14 protein-coding genes are annotated in these 26,341 nt (G+C 45.4%); 5 read left to right on the forward strand and 9 right to left on the reverse strand.

Going from position 1 to position 26,341, the window contains the following annotated elements:
- The first annotated feature begins 170 nt into the window (after positions 1-170).
- Both AHMF7616_RS20225 and AHMF7616_RS20230 read left to right on the forward strand, forming a co-directional pair.
- The gene (locus tag AHMF7616_RS20225) at positions 171-1,700 is read left to right on the forward strand and encodes a tail fiber domain-containing protein (RefSeq protein WP_115374533.1); all 1,530 of its coding nucleotides are present in this window, start codon (positions 171-173) and stop codon (positions 1,698-1,700) included.
- Between the two features lie 256 nt (positions 1,701-1,956).
- On the forward strand, positions 1,957-3,282 hold the full coding sequence (locus AHMF7616_RS20230) for a vanadium-dependent haloperoxidase (protein WP_115374534.1): 1,326 nt from the start codon (positions 1,957-1,959) through the stop codon (positions 3,280-3,282).
- A 512-nt stretch (positions 3,283-3,794) separates the two neighbouring features.
- Here the strand turns inward: AHMF7616_RS20230 and AHMF7616_RS20235 are convergent.
- From AHMF7616_RS20235 to AHMF7616_RS20245, 3 genes are all read right to left on the reverse strand, one after another.
- A complete protein-coding gene (locus tag AHMF7616_RS20235; protein WP_115374535.1) occupies positions 3,795-6,197 on the reverse strand; it encodes an ABC transporter permease in 2,403 nt (800 codons plus the stop codon).
- Between the two features lie 99 nt (positions 6,198-6,296).
- The gene (locus AHMF7616_RS20240) at positions 6,297-8,768 is read right to left on the reverse strand and encodes an ABC transporter permease (protein WP_115374536.1); all 2,472 of its coding nucleotides are present in this window, start codon (positions 8,766-8,768) and stop codon (positions 6,297-6,299) included.
- A gap of 27 nt (positions 8,769-8,795) precedes the next feature.
- Positions 8,796-11,153, reverse strand: a complete 2,358-nt coding sequence (locus AHMF7616_RS20245; protein ID WP_115374537.1) for an ABC transporter permease — start codon at positions 11,151-11,153, stop codon at positions 8,796-8,798.
- A gap of 593 nt (positions 11,154-11,746) precedes the next feature.
- Between AHMF7616_RS20245 and AHMF7616_RS20250 the strand changes: the two genes are divergently transcribed.
- From AHMF7616_RS20250 to AHMF7616_RS26505, 3 genes are read left to right on the forward strand one after another with little or no spacing between them, the layout of a single operon-like run.
- On the forward strand, positions 11,747-12,586 hold the full coding sequence (locus tag AHMF7616_RS20250) for an alpha/beta hydrolase (RefSeq protein ID WP_115374538.1): 840 nt from the start codon (positions 11,747-11,749) through the stop codon (positions 12,584-12,586).
- A gap of 58 nt (positions 12,587-12,644) precedes the next feature.
- Positions 12,645-13,208 (forward strand): polysaccharide deacetylase family protein, encoded by a 564-nt coding sequence (locus AHMF7616_RS20255; RefSeq protein WP_115374539.1) that lies wholly within the window; start codon positions 12,645-12,647, stop codon positions 13,206-13,208.
- Positions 13,209-13,211: 3 nt separating this feature from the next.
- The gene (locus AHMF7616_RS26505; protein ID WP_158546216.1) at positions 13,212-13,352 is read left to right on the forward strand and encodes a hypothetical protein; all 141 of its coding nucleotides are present in this window, start codon (positions 13,212-13,214) and stop codon (positions 13,350-13,352) included.
- Positions 13,353-13,671: 319 nt separating this feature from the next.
- Here the strand turns inward: AHMF7616_RS26505 and AHMF7616_RS20260 are convergent, their stop codons facing one another.
- The 6 genes from AHMF7616_RS20260 to AHMF7616_RS20285 form a co-directional block, all read right to left on the reverse strand.
- Positions 13,672-15,957 carry a M56 family metallopeptidase gene (locus AHMF7616_RS20260; protein WP_115374540.1) on the reverse strand — a complete coding sequence of 762 codons (2,286 nt, stop codon included), beginning with the start codon at positions 15,955-15,957 and terminating at the stop codon, positions 13,672-13,674.
- 12 nt (positions 15,958-15,969) lie between these two features.
- On the reverse strand, positions 15,970-16,335 hold the full coding sequence (locus AHMF7616_RS20265) for a BlaI/MecI/CopY family transcriptional regulator (RefSeq protein WP_115374541.1): 366 nt from the start codon (positions 16,333-16,335) through the stop codon (positions 15,970-15,972).
- Positions 16,336-16,476: 141 nt separating this feature from the next.
- The gene (locus tag AHMF7616_RS20270) at positions 16,477-18,879 is read right to left on the reverse strand and encodes an ABC transporter permease (RefSeq protein WP_115374542.1); all 2,403 of its coding nucleotides are present in this window, start codon (positions 18,877-18,879) and stop codon (positions 16,477-16,479) included.
- A gap of 57 nt (positions 18,880-18,936) precedes the next feature.
- Positions 18,937-21,345, reverse strand: coding sequence for an ABC transporter permease (locus AHMF7616_RS20275; protein ID WP_115374543.1), 2,409 nt, complete (start codon positions 21,343-21,345; stop codon positions 18,937-18,939).
- A 50-nt stretch (positions 21,346-21,395) separates the two neighbouring features.
- Positions 21,396-23,759, reverse strand: coding sequence for an ABC transporter permease (locus AHMF7616_RS20280; RefSeq protein WP_115374544.1), 2,364 nt, complete (start codon positions 23,757-23,759; stop codon positions 21,396-21,398).
- A gap of 43 nt (positions 23,760-23,802) precedes the next feature.
- Positions 23,803-26,211, reverse strand: coding sequence for an ABC transporter permease (locus AHMF7616_RS20285; protein ID WP_115374545.1), 2,409 nt, complete (start codon positions 26,209-26,211; stop codon positions 23,803-23,805).
- Between the last annotated feature and the right edge of the window lie 130 nt (positions 26,212-26,341).

Genomic DNA, 26,341 nt, shown 5'->3' on the forward strand with positions numbered 1-26,341 from the left:
AATAGTTTATACGAACAGTTCTACCGGGCGCAAGCCTACCGCCATCCAATCCTGGAAAGAAATTTAAATTTTTAAAATCAAAGGCCTGCGTCCTCTTTAAACCTGCTTTTTTAAAGGAATTATGGCCCATTTTTTAAAAAAACAAACATCAAAATAGCACATAAATAAAAATGAAAAAAAGAAACATGATTGTTGCTGCTACTCTGTTCTGGGCAGCTACAACATTAGCAGCCCGTGCCCAAAGTTGGTCGGTAACCGGCAATACCGGCACCAATCCAACTACGCATTTCATCGGCACGAAAGACGATAAATCACTAATTTTCCGTACTAATAACCGGGAACGCTTACGCATTGCCCGAAATGGGTTCGTAGGAATTGGTCTTGCTTCACCCCAAGCTTTACTACATATTCCCTCCCGAGGAAATGTCTCGCTTTCTTCTACAGATAACTTTTTATTAGGCTCGCTTACCTCGCATAATCTTGCCTTTGATTACAATAAAATACAAGCGCGGAATAATGGCTTGGCCAGTACGCTTAACTTAAATAATGCGGGCGGCCAGGTTATAGTTGGGAAAGATGGACTTTTTGTAGACGATTCAGGAGAATCTTATGCTTTTAGTAGCTATAAATCTGGCCATGGCAATGGTATTTATATGAATAATACTTCCGGTATTAGTATCAGCGCGGCTATTATGGGCGTATCGAACGGTCCGGGAATTGGATTACTGGGCTTTGCCCCGCTCTACGGCGACGGGGTTATTGGACATTCCCAAAATGGGCCTTTAGGAACAGTCGGGGTGGAAGGTAGTCATGCTGGAGTGGGAACGGGAGTTTTAGGACGTAGTCAGGACGGTAACGGGATTGCCGCTATTTCTAGCAATAACTATGGTTTATACGCTACTACTACCCATGGTAATTATGCCGCCTACTTTAATAAAAGCATCTATGTAAATGGCGGGTATTATTCCAGTTCCGACCAGAAATTAAAGCAAAACATCCAGGATTTTAACAGCGCCATAGGCATAATTAATCAATTGCATCCTAAGAAGTACACTTACCGCCAGGATGGTGCTTATAAGTTATTGAAATTGCCGCAAGAGGAACAGTACGGTTTGCTGGCGCAGGAGGTAGAAAAAGTTTTACCAAGCCTGGTAAAGAACACGAAGTTCGACCCCGCTCTGGATGCTACTGCCCCCAGAGTAGATGCCAAGGGAAACATTATCCGGCGCCCAGATATTAAAGCCGAAACCATTGAGTTTAAAGCGTTAAATTATACCGGACTTATTCCAATCCTGGTAAAAGCCATTCAGGAACAACAGGATAAAATAACCCAACAGGACCAAAAAATAGAAAAGCTGGCTACCCAGTTAAATCAGCCTTTAAGCTCCCAATCGTTGCCGGGCACTTCCGGTTCGATTAACAATGGTGATTCTACCAATACAGCATCGCTTACCCAAAATGTACCTAATCCTTTCTATCGAACCACCACTGTTAACTTTTACGTGCCCGAACAAGCCGGCCCAGCGCTGATTACTATCCATGATTTTAATGGGAAAATTTTAAAAACCTATCCTGTCTTATCAAAAGGAAAGGGCCAACTAACCATAGAAGGCGGGCAGTTAAAGCCGGGCATTTATTACTACTCGCTCCTGATTGATAACAAGCCGGTTGATACCAAGCGAATGGTACTCCATAAATAGCCATGTATTTGGTTATTCTTAAGCGTGGCCATTCCGGTGATTATTAACAGAAAGAACTACTCCTGGAACTGGACTTCTACCGTTACCCGGGCATAAAAACGGACTCCAAAGCCAAAGCTTTCTGCCCTTATGACGGCTCCTAAAGGAGCATTTAATCGAATTTTAATTTTTACTCTATTTCCTTTGAATTTTTTAAAATCTAAGTCGTCTCGGCTTATCAATTAATCTATCCTAAAACCTTATTCAACTTAAAAACATGAAAACAATCCGTATTTTTTCCATTGCACTCCTCTTTTCGTTAGCCTGTTCACTGGCTAGCTGTGAAATTTTTCCTGATCATAAGGGTGAAGTTAAAGTAAAAAACAAACCTATGAGCGGGCAGTTATTAGCCGATTGGATTCGTTTACATCTTAAATTAATCCGCAGCACTACGGGGGTGGGAACGCCCGCTTTGAGCCGGCATTTTGCTTACGCCAGTCTCGCGCTGTACGAATCTATTGCGCCAAGTGATAAGCAGTACCTTTCGTTGAGCGGACAATTACAGGGCCTGACTTCTTTACCTGCGCCGCCGGTAGGTAAAGATATCTGCTGGCCCGCCAGTGCGAATGCCGCCATGGCGAGTATGCTCCGGGCTTTTTACGCGAACACGCCCCATAGTGCCACCCGCATTGATTCTTTGGAAAACGCCTATGCTCAGAATTTCGCGCAGACAGGCTTTAATACCGCCAGTATAGAAACAGGGGCCTCCTACGGAAAAGTAATGGCCCAGGCAATTCTGGAATATGCCAAAACCGATGGTTTCACGGCCGTGCATCCGCCCTATGTAGCACCTACCGGCGAAGGATTATGGATACCCACTCCTCCCGCCTTTGCCCCCGCGGCGGTTCCTTATTTAGGTACTAACCGGAAGTTCGTAAAAGATAACATTGTTCCACTCGTACCTCCAACCGCTTTTTCCAAGGATCCGGGCTCGGCTTTTTACGGCATGGTAAAAGAAGTATACGACGCTTCTACCCATTTAACGGAAGAACAAAAAACCATAGCTGCTTTTTGGGAAGACATCCCGAATGGAAAATATTACACGGCTTCCGGCCATTGGGCTTCTATTTTAAGGCAAGTAATTATGTCAAAAAAACTTTCTTTATTGGAAAGTTCGGTAGCTTACGCCAAAATGTGCCTGGCCGTGAATGATGCTTTTATTAATTGTTTTACTGTAAAGTATCAACATAATCTCATTCGCCCGGTTACCTACATCCGTCAATACCTGAACCAACCCGAGTGGTCATCCGCGATTATGACGCCTAATCATCCGGAGTATCCTTCCGCTCACACTTCTCTCTGCATGGCCGCCGCCACAGCTTTAAGTGAAGCTTTAGGCAATCGCGTCTCTTTCACCGACCAAGCCTACAGTGATGTGGGCTTCCAGCCCAGGCACTTTCAAAATTTTGAAGCTGCTGCTCAAGAAGCCGGTATGTCGCGCTTTTACGGTGGTATTCATTATAAAGCATCGATAAATGCCGGCCTGGAACTCGGTAAAAAATCGGCGCAAAACTTAATCAAGCACCTGCAATTTCGTAAATAATTAAGGGTGGAAACTGCTAGCAATCACTAGCCTTTTACAGCACCTATTCCTGGCCTGATGACTGGAGAAAGAGAAGCTTTAAACATTTGAAACACAACTTCCGGCAAAAACGATGAAGCGCCCTTGCTTCATCGTTTTTGCCGGAATAATTTAAAAAGAGTGTCGTGGTAGCCTGTAAGTACTTCTTCGTTTTTTAAAAATTTCTGTTTGAGCGCTTCTTCTTTAAATACGGAGGCCCTTCATAGTCAGGTTTTCAAATAAAGCCTGATTAACCGCGGAATAACTCCCCTAGGAGATTGATTAGGAAAATAGCGGGATTTTGCGCTGTAACGGGAACTAAAATTAAGATAAAAATACTATTCAATTTTTTTTCATTCTTTTACCCCGATGGACGCTGTAGCCAGCTAACTAGTGTACAAACGAGATCTGTTGTTCCTTATTTTCATTTTTTCGCCTCTTAAGTTTACCCAATAAAAATCAGGAGAGAATTACACCGAACAAACCAACGCACTTTACTCACTCCGCAAAGCCTCTACGGGATTTGCCAGAGCTGCTTTTAAAGCTTGGAAGCTCATAGTAATAAAAGCAATCACTAACACCAGTGTTACGGCTGCACCAAACATCCACCAGGTAATGCTTATCCGATAAGTAAAGGCTTGCAACCATTGCTGCATGATGTACCAGGCAAAGGGCATTGCTACCAAGCCAGCTACCACAATTAATTTTAAAAAATCTTTAGACAATAGCACCGCAATGCTGTTTACCGAAGCCCCCAAAATTTTCCGGATGCTGATTTCTTTCGCTTTTTGCGCCGTGGTGTAGGCAACCAAGCCGTATAAGCCCAAGCAAGCAATTACCAAAGATAACACCGAGAAGTATAAAATTAGTTTAGAGAAACGCTCCTCGGCCTGGTATTGCTTTTGAATAAACAAATCCAGAAAATCGTAATCGAACAAAGCCGCCGGAAAGTGCTTGGCCCACACTTTTTCTATTAACGCCAGACTCTGCCTCCCTTCCTGCACATTAATTTTTAAAGTAATCCGGGCAAAATGCTGGTTCTGGTAATTAATGGCCAAAGGTTCAATGGCTTGATACAACAACTGAAAGTGAAAATCCGGAATAACGCCAACAACGGTTCCCGGCTGCCCGTCCAGGGTAAAAGGTTTGCCAATAGCATTTTCGGCCTTTATCCAACCAAATTCTTTTACGGCCCGCTCGTTCAGAATTATTTGTTGTTGACTGGTATTCGCGGCGCTAGGGGTAAAGTTTTTACCGGCGAGTAATGGAATACCGTACACCCGCAGATAGTTGGCATCGGCGCTAAGGGTGGCGGTATTAACCGGCAGCGGTTTGCCAGCCAGGTCTATGGTCCAGGATACAGCGGCATCCAGCCCATTCACAATTAAGGAATTAGAAGTAGCCACTCCCGTAATAAGCGGGCTGGCAGTTAACTCATTTTTAAAAGCCTCGTATCCCTTAATAACGTTAATGTTGCCGTGTACCCGTAAAAAAAGCAGCCCTTCTTTATCATAACCCAGTTTTTTATTTTGGATGTATTGCATCTGCGTGTAAATAATTATTACGCTGGTAATAAGCATTAAACTAATTGCAAATTGCGCGATTACCAATGATCGACGTAATCGTACTCCCTGCGCACTGGCTCGGAATGCTCCTTTTAAAATACTGGCTGGTTTAAAAGCCGAAAGCACCAAGGCTGGGTAAATACCCGAGAGCAAGCCTAAAAAAAGAGTAACCCCTGTTAAGAAAAGCAGCAGGTACGGGGAAGCAAACAGCGACCGGTTTTTACCAGTAAGTTGGTAAAAAAAAGGCTCGATAAAAAAGGACAAAAACAAAGCTAACAACAGCGCTAGCAAAGCCATAACCACCGATTCGGACAGATACTGGAAGATTAATTGTTTTTTATGAGCTCCTACCACTTTTTTAATGCCTACTTCTTTGGCGCGGCCGGTTGCCCGGGCCGTGGCCAGGTTAGTATAGTTAATACCGGCCAGCAGTAAAATAAAAACACCAATGGTAGCAAAAGTATACACCTGGTTCTTATCGCCGCTGGGGGCTAGCTCGTTCTGCAGGTGCCCCGAAAGATGAATATCTCGTAAAGGCTGCAAGGCAAAAGCGGAAATTGCCCGCCCCGGCGCCAACTGTTCGCTGGTGTATTTCGCGTAAAAGCGGCTGATTTTGGCGGAAAAAGCTTTGTTACTGACGCCTGGTTGAAGCAGTAAGTAGGTGTACAAGCTGCTGTTGCTCCAGTCGTTCCAACCCGCCGGATTGGCTGCCGCAATGGTACTAAAAGAAGCAAGAACCGTAAAGGAGAAATGTGCATTCGGGGGCGGATCAGGAGTAATGCCGGTTACTTTATAGCTGGTTCCTTTACCGTCCTTATCGTACATATAAATAGTGAGCGTTTGTCCCACAGGGTTAGCATTCCCAAAATATTTCCGGGCCGTTGATTCCGTTAATATAACGGAATACGGTTCCTGTAAGGCAGTCGCCGCATGGCCCTGAGTCAGGTGGTAACTAAAAATTTTAAAAAAAGAAGGCTCGGTGAGCAGAATAGATTCTAGCGTTTGCTGGTTCTGGTGTTGCACCAGTTCTTCCCGGCTATCCATCCGGACCGTGTTTTCTATTTCCGCATAATCCTGCTGCAAGGCCTGGGCCATGGGGGCGCCCGTGGCCGCCGATTGAGAAAGTCCGTTTTCCGTTTTAATGGTTTGCGTTAGCCGGACAATCCGGTTTACATTTTGGTTAAAGGCATCGTAGCTTAACTCATCTTTTACCCACAGAGCAATAAAAGCAAAGCACGTGAGCCCCGCAGAAAGGCCCACTATATTCAGGAAGGAGTAGGTTTTATCTTTGGCTATCCGCCGCCAGGCCTGCGCGAAATAATAGGGTATCATAAAAAAACAATTATGGTTTTTACTCTAATTCTCCATTCAAAAAAACAAGTACCGCTACTACTCTTGCTCCTCCTATAATCCTCCGGAGCCAGGTTCCGGTTACTCATTCCGCAAAGCCTCTACGGGGTTAGCCAAGGCAATTTTAATGGTTTGGGTACTAACCGTTAATAAAGCAATTATTAGTACAATAAAGGCCGGAACAACAAATAGCCAACCGGTAAGCGGAATCCGGAAAGCGTAATTTTGCAGCCATTCCTGCATACCCCACCAGGCCAGTGGTAAAGCCAGAACATTGGCTATTAAAACCAGCTTCATGTAATCTTTAGCTAACAGGAATAAGATGCTGCTCACAGGTGCTCCGAGTACCTTGCGAATGCCAATTTCTTTGGTGCGCTGTGTGGCAGTAAATAAACACAGGCCAAATAAACCCAGACAAGCCACAAAAATTGCGAAACCCGTAAACAACCCGAAAACGTATCCGAACTGCTGGTCCGTTTGGTATTGTTGGTTAAAAAACTGATCGAGAAAAAAATACTCGAAGGGGCTGCCGGGAAATAAGTTTTTATAGGTGAGTTCAATTTGCGCAATGGTTTGGTTGAGGTGCGTGCTATTTACTTTTAAAGCGTAATGCGTTACAGCGCCCAGATTTTCGGTAACGTGAAAAATAAGTGGCGTGTACGCTTCTTTAAGAGATTGTTGGTGAAAATCGCGTACAACAGTTACTACTTCGTTTTTAAAGTTCTTACCGCTGCCATTCCGCATGAAAATAACCTGCCCAATTGCTTTGGCTGGACTAGAGAATCCGCAGGACCGGACGGCTGCTTCGTTGAGCATAATAGGTGCTATCTCCCGGGCAGCCATTTGTTTGGCTCTTTCCGGAGTGATTTTTTCTCCCGCCATAACGGTTAAATGAAATTGATCGATAAATTCTGGGCCAACGGCCATCGTTGGCCGGTTTACAGCGGCTTCGTTGGGGACATCGGCGCGGTTAAAATAACGCGGCGCCCAATCAATGGCAATGCCCGGTACGTTTGAGGTGGCCGTAATGCCGGTAATACCTGGGTAGTGGCTTATTTCTGTTTGAAAGCGCTCGTTTTTTTTGTAAAAAGTTACCTCTTGTTCCGGCGTTTCCCGCCGGGCTTGCGGAGCAGCAATAATTAAGGTATGGGTAAGGTCGATGCCTAAATCTTTGTGGCGCATGTAATTTAATTGCCGGTAAACCGTAAAAGTGCCGGCCATTAAAGTAACCGAAACCACAAACTGAAAAATAACCAACGAATGCCGGAGCGTTAACCCCTGACTCAGCTTACCAACCGGCCCCTTTAGTACTTGCACGGGCTGGTAAGCCGAAAGAACCAGCGCCGGATATATCCCGGCAAGCAATGCACCTACCGTTAACAATCCCAAAAAAGCACCCACAAACCAGTATTGCGGCTCTAAGTGAAAAGAACCAGGTATGCCCACTAAGCGGCTAAACCAAGGCAAAGCAATCTGCACCAAACCCAGAGCTAAGGCCGCACTGCATAAATTAAGTAACAGCGATTCCAGAAAAAACTGCCGGATTAAGTGTCCCCTTCGCGAACCTAAAACTTTCCGGATGCCTACTTCTTTGGCTCTTTCGGTAGCCCGGGCGGTAGCCAGGTTAATGTAATTCACATAAGCAATAAGCAAAATGATCCCCGCCATAAAAGTCAGAAACCACACCATTTGGCCGTTACCACTCCCGGGTACTTCTTCGGCTAAACGGGAGTATAAGTGAATACGGGTTAAGGGTTGTAAAGAAAGGATTTGTTTGTACCGTAATTTTCCGGTTTGCGCCGCCAGATTTTGAGTCGTAAATCCGGCTAATTTAGCTTCTAAACGGGCTACCTTCGTATGGGGAGCTACTAAAACGTAGGTGTAAGCCGACCAGGTATTTGGCCCGCCTTCCTGCCCCGTGACTTGGCGGGAAACCAAAAAACTAAATTTTAAGTGCGAATTAGCGGGCACGTCCTGGCATACCCCCCGCACGGTAACTTTATAATGATGCCCTTGGTTATGATTATCGAGCGTAAGTACTTTTCCCAGTGGATTCTGCGTACCAAAGTATTTTTCGGCGGCTTTTTCCGTAATAATTACGGTATTAGGCTCATTTAACGCCGAAACAGAGCCTTTTATAACCGGAAAGGTAAACAAGCGCAAAAAAGCCGCATCCACAAAAAATAAATCCGATTCGTTAAAAGCGCGCGGTTCGCCATCTGTTCCTACCGTAGAAACGACACCTCCTAACCAAGGAGCCGCCCGCGTAACTTCTTTTACTTCGGGAAAAGCAGCTTTTAAAGCAGGTCCGAGCTCGGGCTCCGTTTTGGCGCTTTTTTCAATTAAATCCCCAGCCGTATAGTGTGCTAGTTGCAAGCGGTAAATCCTATCGCTGTTTCCATGAAACCGGTCATAACTCCACTCAAAGCTAGTGTACTGCAAAATGAGCAAACACGCCGCCATGCCCAAAGCTAAACCAAAAAGATTTATACCCGATAAAAACTTGTTCCGCCACAACGTACGAAAAGCTACTTTAAGATAATTGTACCACATGGCTTTCTATTTTTAATAAAAGTAACTTTACTCGCTGCGCAAGGCATTTATCGGGTTAGCTACGGCGGCTTTTATCGCCTGCAAACTAATTGTGAGTAAGGCAATAAATACGGTAGTAGCACCGGCTAAGGCAAAGATTTCCCAGCCCAAGTTCGTGCGGTAAGCAAAATCCTGAAGCCATTGATGCATGGCCCAGCCTGCCAAGGGCCAGGCAATAATATTAGCCAGTAGTACTAATTTTAAAAAATCTTTGGAAAGGAGTGCCACAATTAAGCGCACCGAAGCCCCCAGTACTTTGCGAATGCCTATTTCTTTGGTGCGTTGCTGCACGGTAAAAGTAACCAGGCCAAACAAGCCCAAGCAGGAAATAAAAATGGAGATAAAAGCAAAACCGGTAGCCAGTTTACTCACCAGCCGATCGTGGCGGTAAATGCGCTCGCAACTTTGGTCGAGGAAGTGGTATTCAAAAGGCGTGGCTGACTCAAATTGCAGGTGCAGTTTTTGCAGACTGGCAATGGCTTGCGGAGCTTGGCCCGACCGAGTGCGCACATAAATCATACGGGCCTCTTGCGGCCGCAGGGTTATCAGAACCGGCATAATAGGATCGTGCAAACTGCTTACGTGAAAATCTTGCACCAAACCAATAATTTTACCTTCCTTGCCCTGAAAGCTTAGTTTCTGCCCGACAGGGTGTGGCAGGCCCATAATTTTTAAAGCTTCTTCGTTTACGATATAGCTCAAGCTATCCGTTGCCAAATGCGGGGAGAAATTTCGTCCTTCTTTTAGCTTTGCGCCCATAGTGGGTATAAAATCAGCATCAGCCTGAATCACCTGGAAAGAAATTATATCTCTGGGGTTTTTACCTTCCCAGTTCAGGCTTTGCGATGTAGTAACACTGCCTAGTAATTCCTGGCTCGATTGGGCTACTTTACTTATTCCGGGTTGCGCCAGTAGTTCGGTGCGGTACGCCTCAAAATGATTTAAAACGCCGCCTGTTCCCTGAAAGTAAATCAGGTTTTCCTGGTTTAAACCCAAATTTTTGTTTTTCATGTATTGAATTTGCCGGTATACCACCCCCGTAGAAACAATAAGGCCCGTAGAAAGCACAAATTGAAAAACCACCAGTCCTTGCCGCAGAAATCGCGCGCCGGCGCTTACCTTAATGGTACCTTTTAACACCTGCACCGACTGAAATGCCGATAAAAAAAGTGCCGGATAACTGCCAGCGAGCAAGCTGGTGAATAAGGTAATGCTTATTACCGTTAAGAAAAAAGCCGGGTTAGTAAACGGAAGACAGATGCTTTTCCCGGTTAGCTGATTAAAAAATGGCAAAGCATACGTTACTACGGCCAAAGCAATAACCATCGAAACCAAGGCCAGTAAGAAAGACTCTGTCAGTAATTGACTAATGAGGGAAGTGCGGCTGGCCCCAATTACTTTGCGTACGCCAACCTCTTTGGCACGCTGTGCCGAGCGGGCTGTGGCCAGGTTCATGAAATTAATGCAGGCTATTAGCAGAATAAAAATGGCTACCACCGAGAATAAACGCACGTAAACAATGCGCCCCCCAGCGGGTTGGCCGTTTTCAAACTTATTATATAAATAAAATTGCTTTAACGGCTGCAGCATTAAAGTAGAAATAGATGCCTTCGCTTGCTTTTTTACAAAATTTTCTATTTTACTGCTCACGGCATTTGCCCCGGCATTATCGTGTAACAACACAAACGTCTGGATAGAGCTGGCCCCCCAATCGCGCAGCCAATGATTGTTTTGAAACAGCACCTCAAAAGGAAGCACGTACTCAAATTGCAAAGAAGAATTCTTGGGCACATCGCGGAATACACCAGATACCACAAACTTGTCTGCATCCCCTATCTGAATTACTTTGCCTAAAGCCTGTGGTACATTTCCGAAGTGTTTTTGGGCAAACGACTGAGAAATAACAATGGAAGAAATGTCTTGTAAAACGGTTTTAGCATCGCCAATTAGTAAAGGGAAAGAGAATATTTTAAAAAAGTTGGGATCGGCGAAGTGGCCTTGTTCTTTAAAAGCTTTTTCGCCTATTTTCAAAATTCGTTCCTGGGCAAAAGAAACCCGCGTAGCATCAACTATTTCGGGGAAATTTTCTTTCAGGGCAGGGGCCAGTAAGCCTTGGGTATCCGGACCAGTTCTTATCTCGCCGTTTGTAAAATTGAGGTGATGCAGCACCACGTAAAGCCGATCAATCCGTTTATGAAAACCATCGAATTGCAACTCATCTACTACCCATAATAAAATAAGCAAGCTAGTAGCCAAGCCCAACGAAAGCCCGGTAATGTTCAGAAAAGAAAAACCTTTTTGCCGCAGCAGGGTACGACCGGCAATTTTAAAATAATTGTATGGCATAGTCGTAGCATTTTTAAAATATCGGAACCATGGGTATACCGGCTACCAACGTTACTTTTTACCTGGGTCTGAATTATTACAAATTCCGGTAGGTATTAGCGCAGGCTACAAACTTTGCATCCTGTAACTTATTCCTTCTATAAGTAGCCGTAATAAAAATGCCAGATATTTATCTATCTATATAGCAGCAAGTTACCTTAAAATACCCCGTAATAAAGATTAGCTGATTGTCCGGTATTGATACAAACTCTGTTCGCTTTTGCAACAACCCAGAATAGGTATAAAGAGGTGTAACAGATACCTCTGCTTTTACCCAAAACAATAAAAGAAAGAAGGTCCAGGCGGTAAGAAGTAACTACTTTTTGCAGGAATTTTCAGGTACGTTACCTGTAATAAAAAGAAAAATCCGGTTTTTCGCCCTATTCTACATTATTTTAAAATAAATGCTATATTCGCTAATCCTATCATATTAAAGAAGTTAGCGGCAGGTTTAGGATTTCAGAGTTACCCAGTTTAATTAAAAGTTAACCGCAGGGTCGACCTTACTGCTTAACGGTTATCTCATTTATTCAATATTTCAAATATAAATAAATATGGAAACCAACGTACAATCCGCAACCTCTACTTTTACCACGCCTGATGGACTGCATGTTTTTTACCGCCGCTGGGAAGCGGCTGGTAGCCCCAAAGCGCTTATGGTTCTGGTGCACGGCTTTAATTCCCACAGCGGCTACTTTCAGTGGGTAGCAGAACAGTTAACCGAAAGCAACTTTAAAACCTACGCCCTCGACTTGCGCGGCCGGGGTAAATCCGACGGAGAACGCTATTACATTCCGGATTATAACGACTTGCTCGCTGACATTGACCAATTGGTAAACCTGGCTCAGGAGGCCCACCCGGGTTTACCTACCTTCTTGTTGGGGCACAGCGCCGGGGGGGTGCTTAGTTCCGTTTATACTTTAAAGCATCAAAACAAGCTCCGCGGATTTATTTGCGAAAGCTTTGCGTTTCAGGTACCGGCTCCGGATTTTGTTTTGGCGGTATTAAAAGGCATTAGCCACATTGCTCCGCACGCCCACGTATTAAAATTAAAAAACGAAGATTTTTCCCGCGATTCTTCGGTGGTAGAAGCCATGAACCACGATCCGCTCATTGCGCACGAAGTGCAACCAACTAAAACCGTACAACAATTGGTCTTGGCCGATGAGCGACTGAAAGCCGAAATGCCTGCGATTAACTTGCCTTTGTTGATTCTGCACGGCACCCTGGACAAAGCCACCAAGCCCAGCGGCAGCCAATATTTTTACGACACGGCCGGTTCGCTAGACAAATCTTTGAAACTATACGAAGGCCATTACCACGACTTGCTGAACGACCTGGATAAAGAAGTAGTAATGGCCGATATTCTGCATTGGTTAAACAGCCGCGTGTAAGACGGCAGGCGCCAACAAATAATTACCGTTCAAATAATTGAGGAAAACCCTGGTACAGATGAAGTTATGTCAGCTACTTGCTCTTTCTCGGGCCTTGGTAGTACTTCCCACCTGGCTGGCGGCGTTGGCCCAATCATCTCCGCAGCCCCGGAAGGCGCTTATTTGCTTAAGGTATGATGATGGTTTGGAGAGCCACCTGACTACCGCTATTCCGCAACTAAATTCTTTTAATTTAAAAGCCACCTTTTTTCTGAATGCCATTAAAGGCTCCGCGGAAGTAATAGGCCAGGCCTCGCCAGCTTTACTGGGCTGGAAGAAGGCCGCGCAGCAAGGGCATGAGTTGGGAAACCACACGTTATCTCACCCTTGCCCTACGGCGTTGGGCTGGCCACAGGAAGTAGCCATTGAAGCTTACGCGACGGAGCAAATCTTACAAGAGGTGCGGACACTAGATGCTTTGTTAGATCTGATTGATACTCAGAAAACGCTTCGTGCCTTTGCCTATCCTGGCCACAACACCCTGGTAGCAAGTCAGGATTATTCTTTCCGGTTACAAAAAGAAGAATTGGTTCAGTATGGCCGTACGGGTGGGAACAGAAACAGTGTAATCAAAAAATTTTAAAATTTGAACCCTTTGCAGGTGCCCAGTTGGCTAGTGGAAGCAGGTACGGCCGCCGCAGAACTAAACGCCTACGCGGAGCAAGCGAAAACTGCGGGAGGCATGGCCGTTTATTCATACAAAGGCATTGGCGGCCAGTTTTTTTAAATTTCGAAGCAAGCGCATCAGGCATTCTTGCTGTACCTGCGCGCCAACCAGCCATACTACCAGGTTATTACTTTTTCCGAAACAATGAAACTAGTTTCCGCTCGGTAACTTCTTGCTGCGAGCCTCAACCATGCGCCGGATTTAAGCCGAACAAGCCTCCTTTTACCAATAACCCAACGACTAAACTACTGCTTCACAATAAAGTACAAGATTTGTAAAAATTTGCTTCCAAGTCTTGTACTTTATTCTGAAGCAGCCTTGCCTTAGTAATCTGGTCGCCAGATAAATATAGTACCAACAGTTGCGTTGAGAATAACGACTAATCTTCTTTCAGCGATTCGATGGCCATGCCATGAATTTTGAGCGAAATGTATTTATCGACCGTGGTAAAACTATAGCCTTTTTGTTTGGCTTGCTTAATAAAATTACCGTCTATATCGTGGATCTTGGCTTCTACCGCTTTCTCCAGGCTAATATTTTGCAACCCGGCTTTTTTTAAATCGGCCACAAACGCAGCATCTACTTCATGAATTTGGGCGTCCATCATTTCCCGGAAACTTAAATCGTTAAAACCTAAAGCGCGAATTTCTTTGATAGAAGTTGGATTTAAATCATGAATCCGGGCTTCCAGTATTTGATCTAAAGTCAGGTTTTTGAGTCCGGCCGCTTGCAAGTCTTTAATATAAGCGGCATTTACCTCGTGGATGTTTAATTCCATCATTTTATCTAAATTTAACGCCCCAAAGCCCAGCGCCCGCAGTTCTTTTACCGTAGCCGGATTGATATCGTGGATTTTGGCCTCGATTACTTTATCGAGCGATAAATGAGAGAGTCCCGCATTTTTCAAGCTTTCTACGTAGCTTCCGTTAACATCATGAATCCGGGCTTCCATTATTTTTTTCAGACTCAATTCTTTAAAGCCCGCGGCTTCCAGTTCCTGCACATAGGCTTCGTCGATGTCATGGATTTTAGCTTCAATTACTTCCTGCATGCTCGGCTTTTGGTGATTGTATTTTTCAAACAAGGCCAGAAACTTTTGATAATCGGGCATCGAAATACCGTGAATGGCTACTTCTAACAAGCGTTCGCCTGGTACCTCTCCGTATTGTTTTTTTAAAAAATCGACGTACTGCCGGTTTACTTCCCCAAAAAATAAATGAAACAAGAAGTTTTTATCTGGGCTGGTAATAGTATTCGCAGCCAGGTATTTTTTAAAATCCGGATTCTCGGTAAAAGTATATTTTCCCTGGCTTACCTCAGCTTCCAGGGCACCGTTTAACTGAAGCGTTCCTGGTTCTTTGGTGGCTACGTACATTTCCTTCCCGGTTTTCTGAAAAGTTTTTTTATCAAAACACCGGGTCATGTTCCAGTGCGAGGCGGTTTGGCTGCCTTTAAACTCCAAACAATATTCGCCTTTTTCCTGGTGGCTGTACCAATACCCCGTTGTCATGTCTACGTTATTATCCCGGATGTTACTAGAAACGCGCTGGTTTTTACGCGATGCAGCCGCCGCTACTTGTACCAAAACACGCTCTTTTTCGGAAACTACTTTTTCGGGTACTATATCACTAGATTTGGCCGGCAGCGAGGCAAACAAGATATCACTGGCCGGCAACTCCTGACTGGTAGCCGGTTTATTCAGCAGCAACAATGTGCCAAAAATAAAAGGCACCAGAAAACTGTATTTCCAGTAGCCGTGCGGAGTAGATTTTTTTGCATTCATCATCTTAATTCTTTGTTTTAAAAGCGACTGATTATAATTAGTAGTTATGCTGAGCGGTTTATTGGGGGTAGCTATTTGCAGCAAATTTAATTGATATTGCCTGGGGCTTACAGGTTCTTGCTCCAGCAGCAAGGCATCGGTTTGGTACTCGTTGTTTTTTTCGATTTCGCGTTTTAAGAACCAGCTAAATGGGTTAAACCACAGCATAATCACGGCTAGTTCGGCCAGTAGTAAATCAAAACTATGGCCTAGCCGGGCGTGAATTTTTTCGTGGGCAATTATCTGCTCGTACGTTGCAAAGTCATAATCATTGGGGTAAATAAAGATGTACCGGAAAAAAGAACAGGGGGCTTGCCGGTCGGGGGTATTTACAATAGTAATGGCGCCATCGGTTATTTTATCCGGATTGGTAAAAATTTTAAATAAAATAGTACCCACCTGAAAAAGCAGGCTAAGGGTAAAAACAACCACCCCGAATAAATACAGCCGGATCAGCCACGTTAACCAGCTCATTGTTGCGGGTTCTGGTGCCAACTCGGCCGGCTTTGTCGGTTTTTTTAAATTTTTGGTTAGCCGCTGCGGTACGGGAGCAACTTGTTTGTGGGCGGCCAATTTATTATCCCGAATGGTAGCTAGCTGGCTCTCCGTGGCCGTTTCGCGCTGGTTTGCCGGGCGTTCCGGTTGTTGCCAGATGGTAGTTAAATAACCCTGATGGCGGACCAATTCCGGCAAAGAAACAAAAGGCAGCACAAAGGCCAGCACCAAAGAACCCACCAGGAAAAACCGGTTGGCGGCAAAAAAGCTTTCCTGCTGCAGCAGCAGTTTATAAAATATAAAAGCGGTACCAACCGCGAAAGAAGCCTTTAATAATAACTCCATCATAATCCAGCCGATTTAATCTGTTTTTTGCGAATTTATAATGCGGATCAGTTCGTCGAGTTCTTCATTCGACAGGTTTTCTTCTTTCGCAAAATGCGTAATCATATTGGATAAAGAATTGCCGAAGTATTTCTGTTTAATTCCCGCTACATCCTGCTTCCGGTAATCGGCCAGCGCAATTAAAGGCGCATAGCGGTACGTATTGCCTATTTTCTCGGCCCGCAAGAAGCCTTTATCTGTTAAGATTTTAACCATGGTGGCAATGGTATTGTAGTGGGGTTTTGGCTCGGGCAGCTCCTCTATAATGTCTTTTACAAAGGCATTTTGCAGTTGCCAGATAACCTGCATAATCTGCTCTTCTCGTTTTCCTAATTTTTGCATAAGAGAATTGTTTCTCAATACTACTAATACATTAGTAGAAATCCTAACGCATTAGTATAAAAATTAACCAGCTTCCTATTTGCGGCTTTAATTGCCCAGAAAGCTGGTTTATAGAAGATTACAGGTAGTTAAAACGGCTGGTTACTCGCTCCGCAGCGCGTTTACCGGATTGGCTATGGCGGCTTTAATAGCCTGAAAACTAATGGTAGCTAAAGAGATTAGAATAGCCAAAGCCCCGCCGATACCAAAAATCCACCAGGTAATAGAAGTGCGGTATTCAAAATTTTGCAGCCAGGCTTGCATGCCCCACCAGGCCAGCGGCCAGGCAATAATATTGGCCAGTAACACTAATTTTAAAAAATCTTGCGAAAGCAGCGTTACAATGCTGGTTACGGTAGCTCCCAGCACTTTGCGGATACCAATTTCTTTGGTGCGTTGCTGCGCGGTAAAAGCCATTAAACCAAACAAGCCCAGGCAACTGATAAATATGGCTACTCCGGCAAAAGCTTTAAACAAGCGCAGCATTTTTTCGTCTTGTTCGTAGTACTGGGCCAGCTTTTCGTCTACGAACTGGTAATCAAATACCTTTTCCGGGAAAGTTTGTTGCCATTGCTGCTTTATTAAATTAAGCGTTTGCGCGATATGTTGGGTACTAATTTTCAGGCTTAAAGTTTGGTACCGGTCCGAACCGGTGCTCATTACAATGGGCGAAATTTCGTCGTGCAGCGAGGAATTATTAAAATCTTTTACCACACCCACAATGGGTAAAGCGGGTTGTCCGTAGAAGCGGAGCAGTTTACCAATAGCTTGCTCCGGCCGTTGAAGGCCTACTTTCCGCAGAAATGTTTCGTTTACCACTAGCTCCCGCATGGTATCGGCTGCCTGGTATTTTCGCCCGGCCAGTAGTTGCAGGCCATAGGTCCGAAAGTAAGCCGTATCGGCTAGTTTTACCTGGGGCTCCAGGTAAGCCGGTAAGCTTTTATGATCAAACTGTTCTAAGCCCCGGCTCGAATTAAAGTCGATATCAGCGGGTAAGGCTCTACTGTAACTCGCCTGCTGAATTTGCGGATTTTGCAATAACTGTTCTTTAAAAGCCCGATGTTTTAGTTGGCTCAAGCTGTCGCTATCCATCCGCAGAAAAACTAGGGCGTCTTTTTGAAAGCCTAAGTCCTGGTTACGCACAAAATTCATTTGATTAATGACCAGAATAGTGCCTACAATGAGTACTTGCGAAATACTAAACTGCACCACTACTAAAGCCTTGCGCAACGAAATACCGCCCACGGTTTGCGCTATACCTTTATTTTTTAAAGCCAGCACCGGTTGAAAACCCGATAAGACCACAGCCGGATAAGTGCCGGCGAGTAAGGTAACCAGCACCAGCATGCTCAGCATAAAAAACAAGAGTTCGGCTGAAAATAGAGGAAGACTTTCCGGCAGTTTTAATAGTTGTTTTAGCCACGGAAAGCTTTGGTAAGTCAGCCCTATCGCCAGCACCATAGCCACTAAAACGAGTAACCCGGTTTCGGTTAATAACTGGCGAAACAGTTGCCAGCGGCTGCCCCCCAATACTTTGCGCACGCCAATTTCTTTAGAACGCTTGGCGGCCAGGGCGGTAGCTAAATTCACAAAATTAACGCAGGCCATAATAATGAGAAAAACCCCGATACCCGCAAAGAGCCACAAAGTTTGGCGGGAAACCGTAGAACCGGTAAAAGTACCGTACTCCTGGTTAAAGTGAATATCCGCCAGGGGCTGTAGCGTAGGATAAGTAATTTTGGGTGGGGCCACGTTTTTATTGTGCGAAGCGGTGAGCAGTTGCTGGAACCGGCTGGCGGATAAATTTTCCGGTAAGGCCACGAAACATTGAAAATCGCTGTCAATGCCATCCCAGCCTTTACTTCTTACAGAAGAGTCCAAGGTAGCAAACGAGACCAGCACTTTTAAGGGAAAATTAGTATTAGCGGGTGGGTTCTGCAAAATGCCCGTTACTTGTAAGGTTTTATCATCTATCCGGATAGACTTGCCAATTGCTGTTTGCCAATTGCCGAAATATTGTTGGGCCGCCTTTTGGGTAAGCACCACCTGGTTGGGAGCCGAAAGTGTAGTTTTAGCATTACCCCGTAAAAACGAAAAATTAAAAATTTTAAAAAATTCCGGCTCCAGAAAAAATACTCCGGCATCTTCCCGGAACATTTTGGGAGTGGCGTTTTTTTGTTCGCCCAATACGGTAACCTGACTACCACCATAATGCGACAGCTGCGTTACTTTTACTTCGGGATAATCGGTGCGCAACACTTCCGGAAAAGGCACGTGCACGCCAGCTTGATGTCCGATGTGATCTTGGAACCGCAACTCCGTTACTACCCGGTAGATACGCTCTGAATGCGCATGAAACCAATCAAAGCTGCTTTCAAACCGCACGAAAACCCAGATGAGCAAGGCACTAGCTAAACCCACGGCTAGGCCCACCACGTTGAGTAAAGTATAATACCGGTGACGGAGTAAGTTCCGGATACCAACCAAAAAGTGCGTATGAAACATATCTTCAACAATTAAAAGGTTCTAAGTTTTTATTCTTATGGCTAGCTGGTGCTTTTCTTACTCGTTGCGCAGCGCCTCTACCGGGTTGGCTAAAGCAATTTTAATCGTCTGCGTACTAACACTTACTAGGGCAATGAGTAAGACGATAAAAGCCGGAATAACAAATATCCAAGCGGTAAGCGGAATGCGGAAAGCGTAGTTCTGCAGCCAGGAGTGCATGCCCCACCAGGCCAGCGGTAAAGCCAGAATATTGGCTACCAAAATCAGCTTTATGTAATCTTTAGATAACAGGAACAAGATACTGCTCATGGGGGCGCCCAGTACTTTGCGGATACCAATTTCTTTGGTGCGTTGCACAATGGTAAAGAAAGCCAAACCAAATAAGCCTAAGCAAGCGAGTAAAATAGCTAAGCCTGAAAAGAACGTGAAGAGGATGTTTAGTTTTATATCGGCCCGGTATTGTTGATCGAATTTTTCGTCTAAAAAGAAATAAGAGAAGGTTTTGCCCGGAAAAGTAATTTGCCAGCTGGCTTCTACTTTTTTTAATGTGGCCGGCATATTACGGGTATTTAGTTTAAGGGAAACATAACTGGTAGAATAAGGATAGTAGCGGAACACCAAAGGCGGATAAGCTTCTTTCAGGGACTGGTGGTGATAATTTTTGACCACGCCGATAATGGTGGTATAATTGGGTTCGGCGCTGGTTTGAAAAGTAGTGCGTTTGCCCAACGCTTCGGCCGGCGTGCGATAACCCAGCAACCGGGCTGCTGCTTCGTTAATTATTATTTCGTTTTGGTTTTGCCCGTTCGCCCGAAAATTCCGGCCGGCTATTATTTGCAAATTTAAAGAAGGAATAAAATCGGCATCTACGGCGAAATAGTAATACGTATAGCCTTGTTGCTTTCCAGAAGCGCCGTAAGGCAGAATACTCGTAGAATTTAATTCGTTTGTTCCTAAACCAGGCAGGGTTTCCGAATGGGTCACCGCTTTTATCTCCGGGTTGCGGAGCAGTTCGGTTTTTAAACTTAACCCCCGGACCCGGTTGAGGGAATCGCTGCCGACTACCCGTGGTCCCGGCACTACTAATACTTGGTTTAAATTAATTCCCAAATTCTGTTGCCGCATAAAAGTAAGCTGCCGGTGAATGGTAAAAGTGGCCACTATTACCAGAATGGTAGCCGCAAATTGCCCGATTACCAATCCTTTTCGTAACCAAAGGCCATGCGCGGAGTGGCTGAATCTTCCTTTTAAAACATTTACCGGTTTAAAAGCGGCTAACACCAATGCCGGATAAATACCCGACAGCAAAGAACCAATTAAAAATAATCCTAAAAATACAATCCAGAATATAGCATCCGACGTAATATGGAGCAGCAGCGGGATACGGGTCACCGCCCGAAAAACGACTAAACCTTGCGTAAGTAAAACGAGCGTCACCAGGGCCGCTAAAGCATTTACCAGTAAAGCTTCGAACATAAATTGTTTGATTAAACGCCAGTGCGTAGAACCAATCACTTTGCGGATACCTACTTCTTTGGCCCGCCCTACAGCTCGCGCCGTAGACAAATTCACGTAATTAATCCAGGCAATTAAAATAATAATACCGGCAATACCCAGCAGGAAATATACGGTTCCGGCGTTGCCGTTTTCTTCGGGTTCGTAACTTTTATGCGAATGCAGGTGAATGACTTTTAAAGGCTCGGCTACTGCTATCTCGTGCTTTAACCGGCTTTTTGAGAATAAGACCAACTTTTGATTAAATTGATTTAAGTCGGTATGGGGAGCCATCCATAAATACGTATAATCATTATTGCCGCCCCAGTCATCGAAAGGCTCGCCCCATTGTTTGAGCGTGGCAAAGGAAATTAGAATATCAAATTTGAGATGGGTATTTTCCGGCACATCGGCGATTACCCCCGTAACAATTAAATTATCTTTTTTGGCGTACCGGGAGAGCTGCAGGGTTTTACCAACGGCGTTGCTGTTACCGAAATATTTTTTTGCGGTGGAAGCGGTAATAACCACCTGGTAAGGCGCGGACAAGGCCGTGGCCGGATTACCGGACAAGAATGTGTGCGTAAATATTTTGAAAACCGAAGGGTCGGCTACGTATACCCGGCGTTCGATAAAGGAGCGGCTAGGGGTACCAAATTCTTTTCCGGCGTATTCGTGCAACCGCGTAAAATCGCGTACTTCGGGCATTTGGGCTTTTAAAGTGGGGCCTAAAGGCCGGTACGTTTCAGCGTCGGCCATTTCAAATTCAGGTCCCTTGTAAAAATTCAAAGTTACCCGGTAAATAGCCCCCACATTTTTATGAAAATCTTCGTAGCTCCATTCGTACCGGACATACTGCACAATGAGCAGACAAGCCGCCATGCCCATGGCCAAGCCAAAAATATTAATAAACGAAAATACCTTGTGCCGCAGCAGGTGGCGCCAAGCGATTTTTAAATAATTGTAAAACATAGAAGTAGCATTTTTAGAATGTCGGAACTATGATTTATAAGATTGTAGGATTACTCATTGCGCAAGGCTTTTGCCGGGTTAGCTACCGCGGCTTTAATCGACTCGTAACTCACCGTTAAGCCGGCAGTCAAGAGAGCGGTAAGGCAAGCCGTTAGTAAAATACTCCCATTTATGCCAATGCGGTAAACAAACCCCTCCAGCCAGTTATTCATGGCCCACCACGCCAGCGGAATGGCAATGACCATGGCAATAGCGAGCAGGCTGGTAAAATTGCGGGAAAGCAAGTACACAATATCGAATACCGAAGCGCCCAATACTTTGCGGACGCCAATTTCTTTGGTGCGCTGCTCGGCCATAAAAGCCGATAAACCATACAAGCCCAGGCAGGAAATAAAAATAGCCAGCACGGCAAACACGTTAAAAATAGCCCCCATGCGCTGCTCACTTTGGTAAAGGTTGGCAATATCCTGGTCGAGGAAGTTATAGGTAAAGGGAAAGGCGGGATTTAATTGCTGGCTGATTTTGCCTAAAGCCTGAATGGTGGCCTCGGTGTTGCCCGGTTGGGTGCGCACTACAATGGTTCCGTTCAGGGGCCGATAATATAAGACCAGCGGCTCAATGGCGTGCTGCATGGGTTTAAAATTAAAATCCTGCACCACGCCAATAATATTCCCTTTCACGCCCCCGAAAGTGAGCGACTTGCCTATGGCAGTTGTCAAGTTCATTCCCATAATGCGCAGAGCTGTCTCATTCACGATAAAATTAGCCGTATCGGACTGTAAGCTTTTCGAAAAACTCCGGCCACGCAACAGCTTCATATGAAAAGCCGAGATAAAGTTTTCGTCGACGGCCATTTCCGGAAAAACCGGCTGCGAAGCGGGGTCTTTGCCTTCCCACTGCACATTAATGGTACCTGTAATCAGGTTGGTAGGCAAATCCGAAACAGTAGTAAAATTGCTGGTTAGAGCGTTTTGCTGTAGTTCGGTTTTCAGAGCCTGTTGCTTATTCCAGAGCTCGCCGGTTACGGGTATATAAACCAGGTTTTCTTTATCAAAGCCCAGATTTTTATTTTGAATATACTGCAATTGCTTATACACCACGGCCGTGCCCACCAAAAGCACAATAGAAACCACAAACTGCGTTACCACTAAACCATTGCGGAAGAATACGTTACCGGCGCCTAGTTTAAGGCTGCCTTTTAAAACCTTTATGGGCTGAAAACCCGATAAGAAAAGGGCCGGATAGCTGCCCGATAGCAAACCCGTTACCAGTGCAATACCCAGCAAGGTAAACAGCAGTTTTACATTCCTAAAATTAATAGCCAGGCTTTTTTCCGCTAAGCTGTTAAAGGCCGGCAGCAAGGCCCACACCAGAAAGGTTGCCAGTACCAGCGCTAGTATCGAAATAATAGTAGATTCGCCTAAAAATTGCCAGATAAGCTGGCGGCGGTTAGCCCCGATTACTTTCCGTAAACCTACTTCTTTGGCCCGGCGCGCCGAGCGGGCCGTCGCTAAATTCATGAAGTTAATGCAGGCTACCGCCAGAATAAAGAAAGCTACTACTGAAAATACCCGGACATACTGGATGCTGCCGTTGCCGGGAAGGTCGCGCAATAAGTTAGAGTGTAAATGAATACTGGTTACGGGCTGCAGTTGAAAATCGATCTTCAGTTTATCGTAGTTTTTTTTAAAAAATTGATTTACCCGTTGGCTCAGCTTTTGTAAAGCCGCCGGCGACGTAACCGCATTTTCGTGTAATTGCACATAGGTGTAAAAATTAAAATTACCCCAGCGGTTTTCTTTTAAATCCTGGTTCGTTTGGGCAATAAACGAGATAGGTAAAATAAAATCGAACTGCAGATGCGAGTTAGCCGGCACGTTGGCCAGAATACCGGTTACCACAAAATTATCCTGGTTGTCTTTGCGGATAATCTGACCAAGCGCTTCGGCTTTCCCGAAGTATTTCTCGGCCATGGCCTCCGTAATGAGAATGCCATCGGGGCGATGCAAGGCGGTTTTGGGGTCACCTTTTAGCAAGGAAAAAGAAAACAATTCCAGAAAGGTAGCATCGGCAAAAAACACTTGCTTTTCCTCGAATTTGCGTTCGCCAACCCCAAACAAATTAGTAGAATGCCATAACCGCGCTGCATTTTTTACCTCGGGTATCTGGGCAACTAAAGCGGCTCCCATAGGGGCGGCACTTACTGCTGCTTTAATATCCGGCGTACTGGTAGTTATGCGGTAGAGGTTATCGGCGTTGGCATGAAAGCGGTCGTAACTTAATTCATCCTGTACCCACAGCATGATGAGGATGCTGCAAACCATACCCATAGCCAAGCCAAAAACATTAATAAAAGAAAAAGCTTTCTGGCGGAATAAATTACGCCAGGCGATTTTGAAATAGCTGTACCACATGGTTATACTCTTTTTAGTTAAATTCTTTTACGCACACATTCTTTTACTCACTCCGCAACGCATTTACCGGGTTAGCTATAGCGGCTTTCAGGGCATGTACACTAATGGTAGCCAGGGCAATAAGTAAAGCCGAAGCAGCGGCAATGCCAAAAGTCCACCACGAAATAGGGGTGCGGTATTCAAAATCCTGTAGCCATTGGCTCATGCCGTACCAGGCTACGGGCCAGGCAATGAGGTTGGCGAGTAACACCAGTTTTACAAAGTCACGGGATAGCATGACCATAATATGGCTCACCGATGCGCCTAACACTTTGCGGATGCCAATTTCTTTGGTGCGCTGCTCGGTGGTGAAAGAAGCTAAGCCAAATAACCCCAAGCAAGCAATAAAAATAGCCAGCCCCGCAAAGGTGGCAAAGATGCGGCCCAGTTTCATTTCGGCCTGGTACTGGTTCTGCAGGCGGTCGTTCATAAAAGTAAAATCAAAGGGGTGTTTAGGATCAAAGGCATTCCACTTCTGCTCTAATTGCGCCAGCGTTCCCGCCATATCCGCGCCCTGTACTTTTACTACTATAAAAGAAGCCTGCCGGGTATTGGCAGTTAAAACCAGCGGTTCCACTTTCTGGTGCAACGACTGGAAATTAAAATCTTTTAAAATGCCCACTACCACATGGCCAATAGAATCATTGCCGCCCCCGTAATTTACGCGTTGGCCCACGGCCGCTTCGGGCTTTTGCCAGCCAAAGGCGGCTACCGCGGCTTCGTTGAGCATAATAGCCCGGGCAGTATCGGTGGCAAAGTTTTTATCCAGAAAACGGCCGGCTACCAGTTCCAGGTCAAAGGTTTTCGCTAAATCAAAATCGGAGGGCAGCACAAAGCCAATAATCGAATTATCCTGGCTGTTGCCTTTGCCAATTGGGTTCATGGGGGTGCGCCACCAGCCATCATCCGCTGGGATAGAACCAGTAAGGGTAGCTTGTTTTACGTTGGGCAATTGCCGGATTTGTTCTTTTAAGGCGCGCGATTTTTTAATATCCTGGTTGCCCGGAATGTTGATGATCAGCATTTGGTCTTGGCTAAAGCCCAGCCGCTTGTTTTGCACGTACAGCATTTGGTTGTATACCACGGCAGTACCTACAATCATGGCAATAGAAATAGCAAATTGCAGCACTACCAAGCCTTTCCGCAAGCCGCTGCCACTGGCACTGCCTATTAGCCGGCCTTTTAAAACCTGCACCGGCCGGAACCCGGATAAATAAAACGCCGGATAAATGCCCGCCACTAGGCCCGCGAATAAAGTAAGCGCCAGTAAACCCAACCACAACTGTGAATTGCTTAAAAAATTTATCTGAATGTATTTGCCGGATAATTGATTAAACAAAGGCAGCGCCAGGTACACGATACCCATTGCCAGGAGCAAAGCAAAGAAAGATAAAAGCAACGATTCGCTTAAAAACTGCCGGATAAGCTGCCCGCGCGAAGCCCCGATAACTTTGCGTACCCCTACTTCTTTGGAGCGGTTTTGTGAGCGGGCGGTAGCCAGGTTCATAAAATTAATGCAGGCCAGTAAAATAATGAACAAAGCCAACGCTGAGAACAAATACACGTTTTTAATGTCGCTTACGGGTGCCAGCTGGCCGCCAAATTCCGGATTGAGGTGTACCTCGAGCAAGGGCTGTAGGTGCAGCGCGGGCGGTGGCGGCGTACCCGGCGCATTGGGTTGGTATTTCTTCGTGAAAGCTTGCAATTTCTGGTCGAAGGCCGGTGCATTAAAGTTTTCGTTTACCAGCAAATAGGTGGTAAAGCCATAGGAGAACCACTGGTTTAAAAAACCACCGCCGACTAAGCGCATGGGCACCAGAAAAGCAGGGCGCACTTGCGTAGTACGCGGCACTTCGGCCAATATACCGGTTACTTTTAATGTATAAGGCGCTTGCGTTTCCAATTCCATTATTTTGCCGATGGGGTTTTCGTGGCCAAAGTATTTTTGGGCTAGTTCCTGGCTCAACACAATAGAGTTTGGCTCGTTTAAGGCAGTGCGGGAGTTACCAGCTATTAATGGATAATCAAATACCTCAAACAAAGTAGAATCGGCGAAATAGCCGCCGGTTTCGTATAAGCCCTTATCGCCGAACCGGAGTAGGGCCTGGTTACCAGTGCTCAACAGCCGTACAAATTGCTTTACTTCCGGGTAATCAGCTTTTAATTGCGGTGCCATGCGCGGCGAAGTAATCGCGGCCTTTTCGGGAGTACCGTTATTATCAATGGTAATCGTAAGCCGGTAAATATCTTTGGCCTTCCGGTGGTTCTTTTCAAAGGCCAACTCGTCCTGCACAAATAACAAGATAAACGTGCAGCAGGCAATGCCTACGGCCAGCCCGGCCACGTTAATAAATGAATATCCTTTGTGGCGCAGCAAGTTGCGGAGAGCAATTTTAAGATAGTTGTTTAACATACTGCCAGAATTGTTTAATTGTCGGAATAAGTGGTGATGAACTGGTAAAAGCCGCCGCGAGATTCTTCCGGAGTACTTTCACCAAAGCTAGCTATACTGTCAATAATAAAAATGCCATGTTAGCAACATG

The sequence above is a fragment of the Adhaeribacter pallidiroseus genome, from assembly GCF_003340495.1.
Taxonomy (GTDB): Bacteria; Bacteroidota; Bacteroidia; order Cytophagales; family Hymenobacteraceae; genus Adhaeribacter; species Adhaeribacter pallidiroseus.

What these genes read in the sequence shown, in the direction of transcription:
- AHMF7616_RS20225 (WP_115374533.1), top strand. Translation starts at nt 171, where the DNA reads ATGAAAAAAAGAAACATGATTGTTGCTGCTACTCTGTTCTGGGCAGCT.
- AHMF7616_RS20230 (WP_115374534.1), top strand. Translation starts at nt 1,957, where the DNA reads ATGAAAACAATCCGTATTTTTTCCATTGCACTCCTCTTTTCGTTAGCC.
- AHMF7616_RS20235 (WP_115374535.1), bottom strand. Translation starts at nt 6,197, where the DNA reads ATGATACCCTATTATTTCGCGCAGGCCTGGCGGCGGATAGCCAAAGAT.
- AHMF7616_RS20240 (WP_115374536.1), bottom strand. Translation starts at nt 8,768, where the DNA reads ATGTGGTACAATTATCTTAAAGTAGCTTTTCGTACGTTGTGGCGGAAC.
- AHMF7616_RS20245 (WP_115374537.1), bottom strand. Translation starts at nt 11,153, where the DNA reads ATGCCATACAATTATTTTAAAATTGCCGGTCGTACCCTGCTGCGGCAA.
- AHMF7616_RS20250 (WP_115374538.1), top strand. Translation starts at nt 11,747, where the DNA reads ATGGAAACCAACGTACAATCCGCAACCTCTACTTTTACCACGCCTGAT.
- AHMF7616_RS20255 (WP_115374539.1), top strand. Translation starts at nt 12,645, where the DNA reads ATGAAGTTATGTCAGCTACTTGCTCTTTCTCGGGCCTTGGTAGTACTT.
- AHMF7616_RS20260 (WP_115374540.1), bottom strand. Translation starts at nt 15,957, where the DNA reads ATGATGGAGTTATTATTAAAGGCTTCTTTCGCGGTTGGTACCGCTTTT.
- AHMF7616_RS20265 (WP_115374541.1), bottom strand. Translation starts at nt 16,335, where the DNA reads ATGCAAAAATTAGGAAAACGAGAAGAGCAGATTATGCAGGTTATCTGG.
- AHMF7616_RS20270 (WP_115374542.1), bottom strand. Translation starts at nt 18,879, where the DNA reads ATGTTTCATACGCACTTTTTGGTTGGTATCCGGAACTTACTCCGTCAC.
- AHMF7616_RS20275 (WP_115374543.1), bottom strand. Translation starts at nt 21,345, where the DNA reads ATGTTTTACAATTATTTAAAAATCGCTTGGCGCCACCTGCTGCGGCAC.
- AHMF7616_RS20280 (WP_115374544.1), bottom strand. Translation starts at nt 23,759, where the DNA reads ATGTGGTACAGCTATTTCAAAATCGCCTGGCGTAATTTATTCCGCCAG.
- AHMF7616_RS20285 (WP_115374545.1), bottom strand. Translation starts at nt 26,211, where the DNA reads ATGTTAAACAACTATCTTAAAATTGCTCTCCGCAACTTGCTGCGCCAC.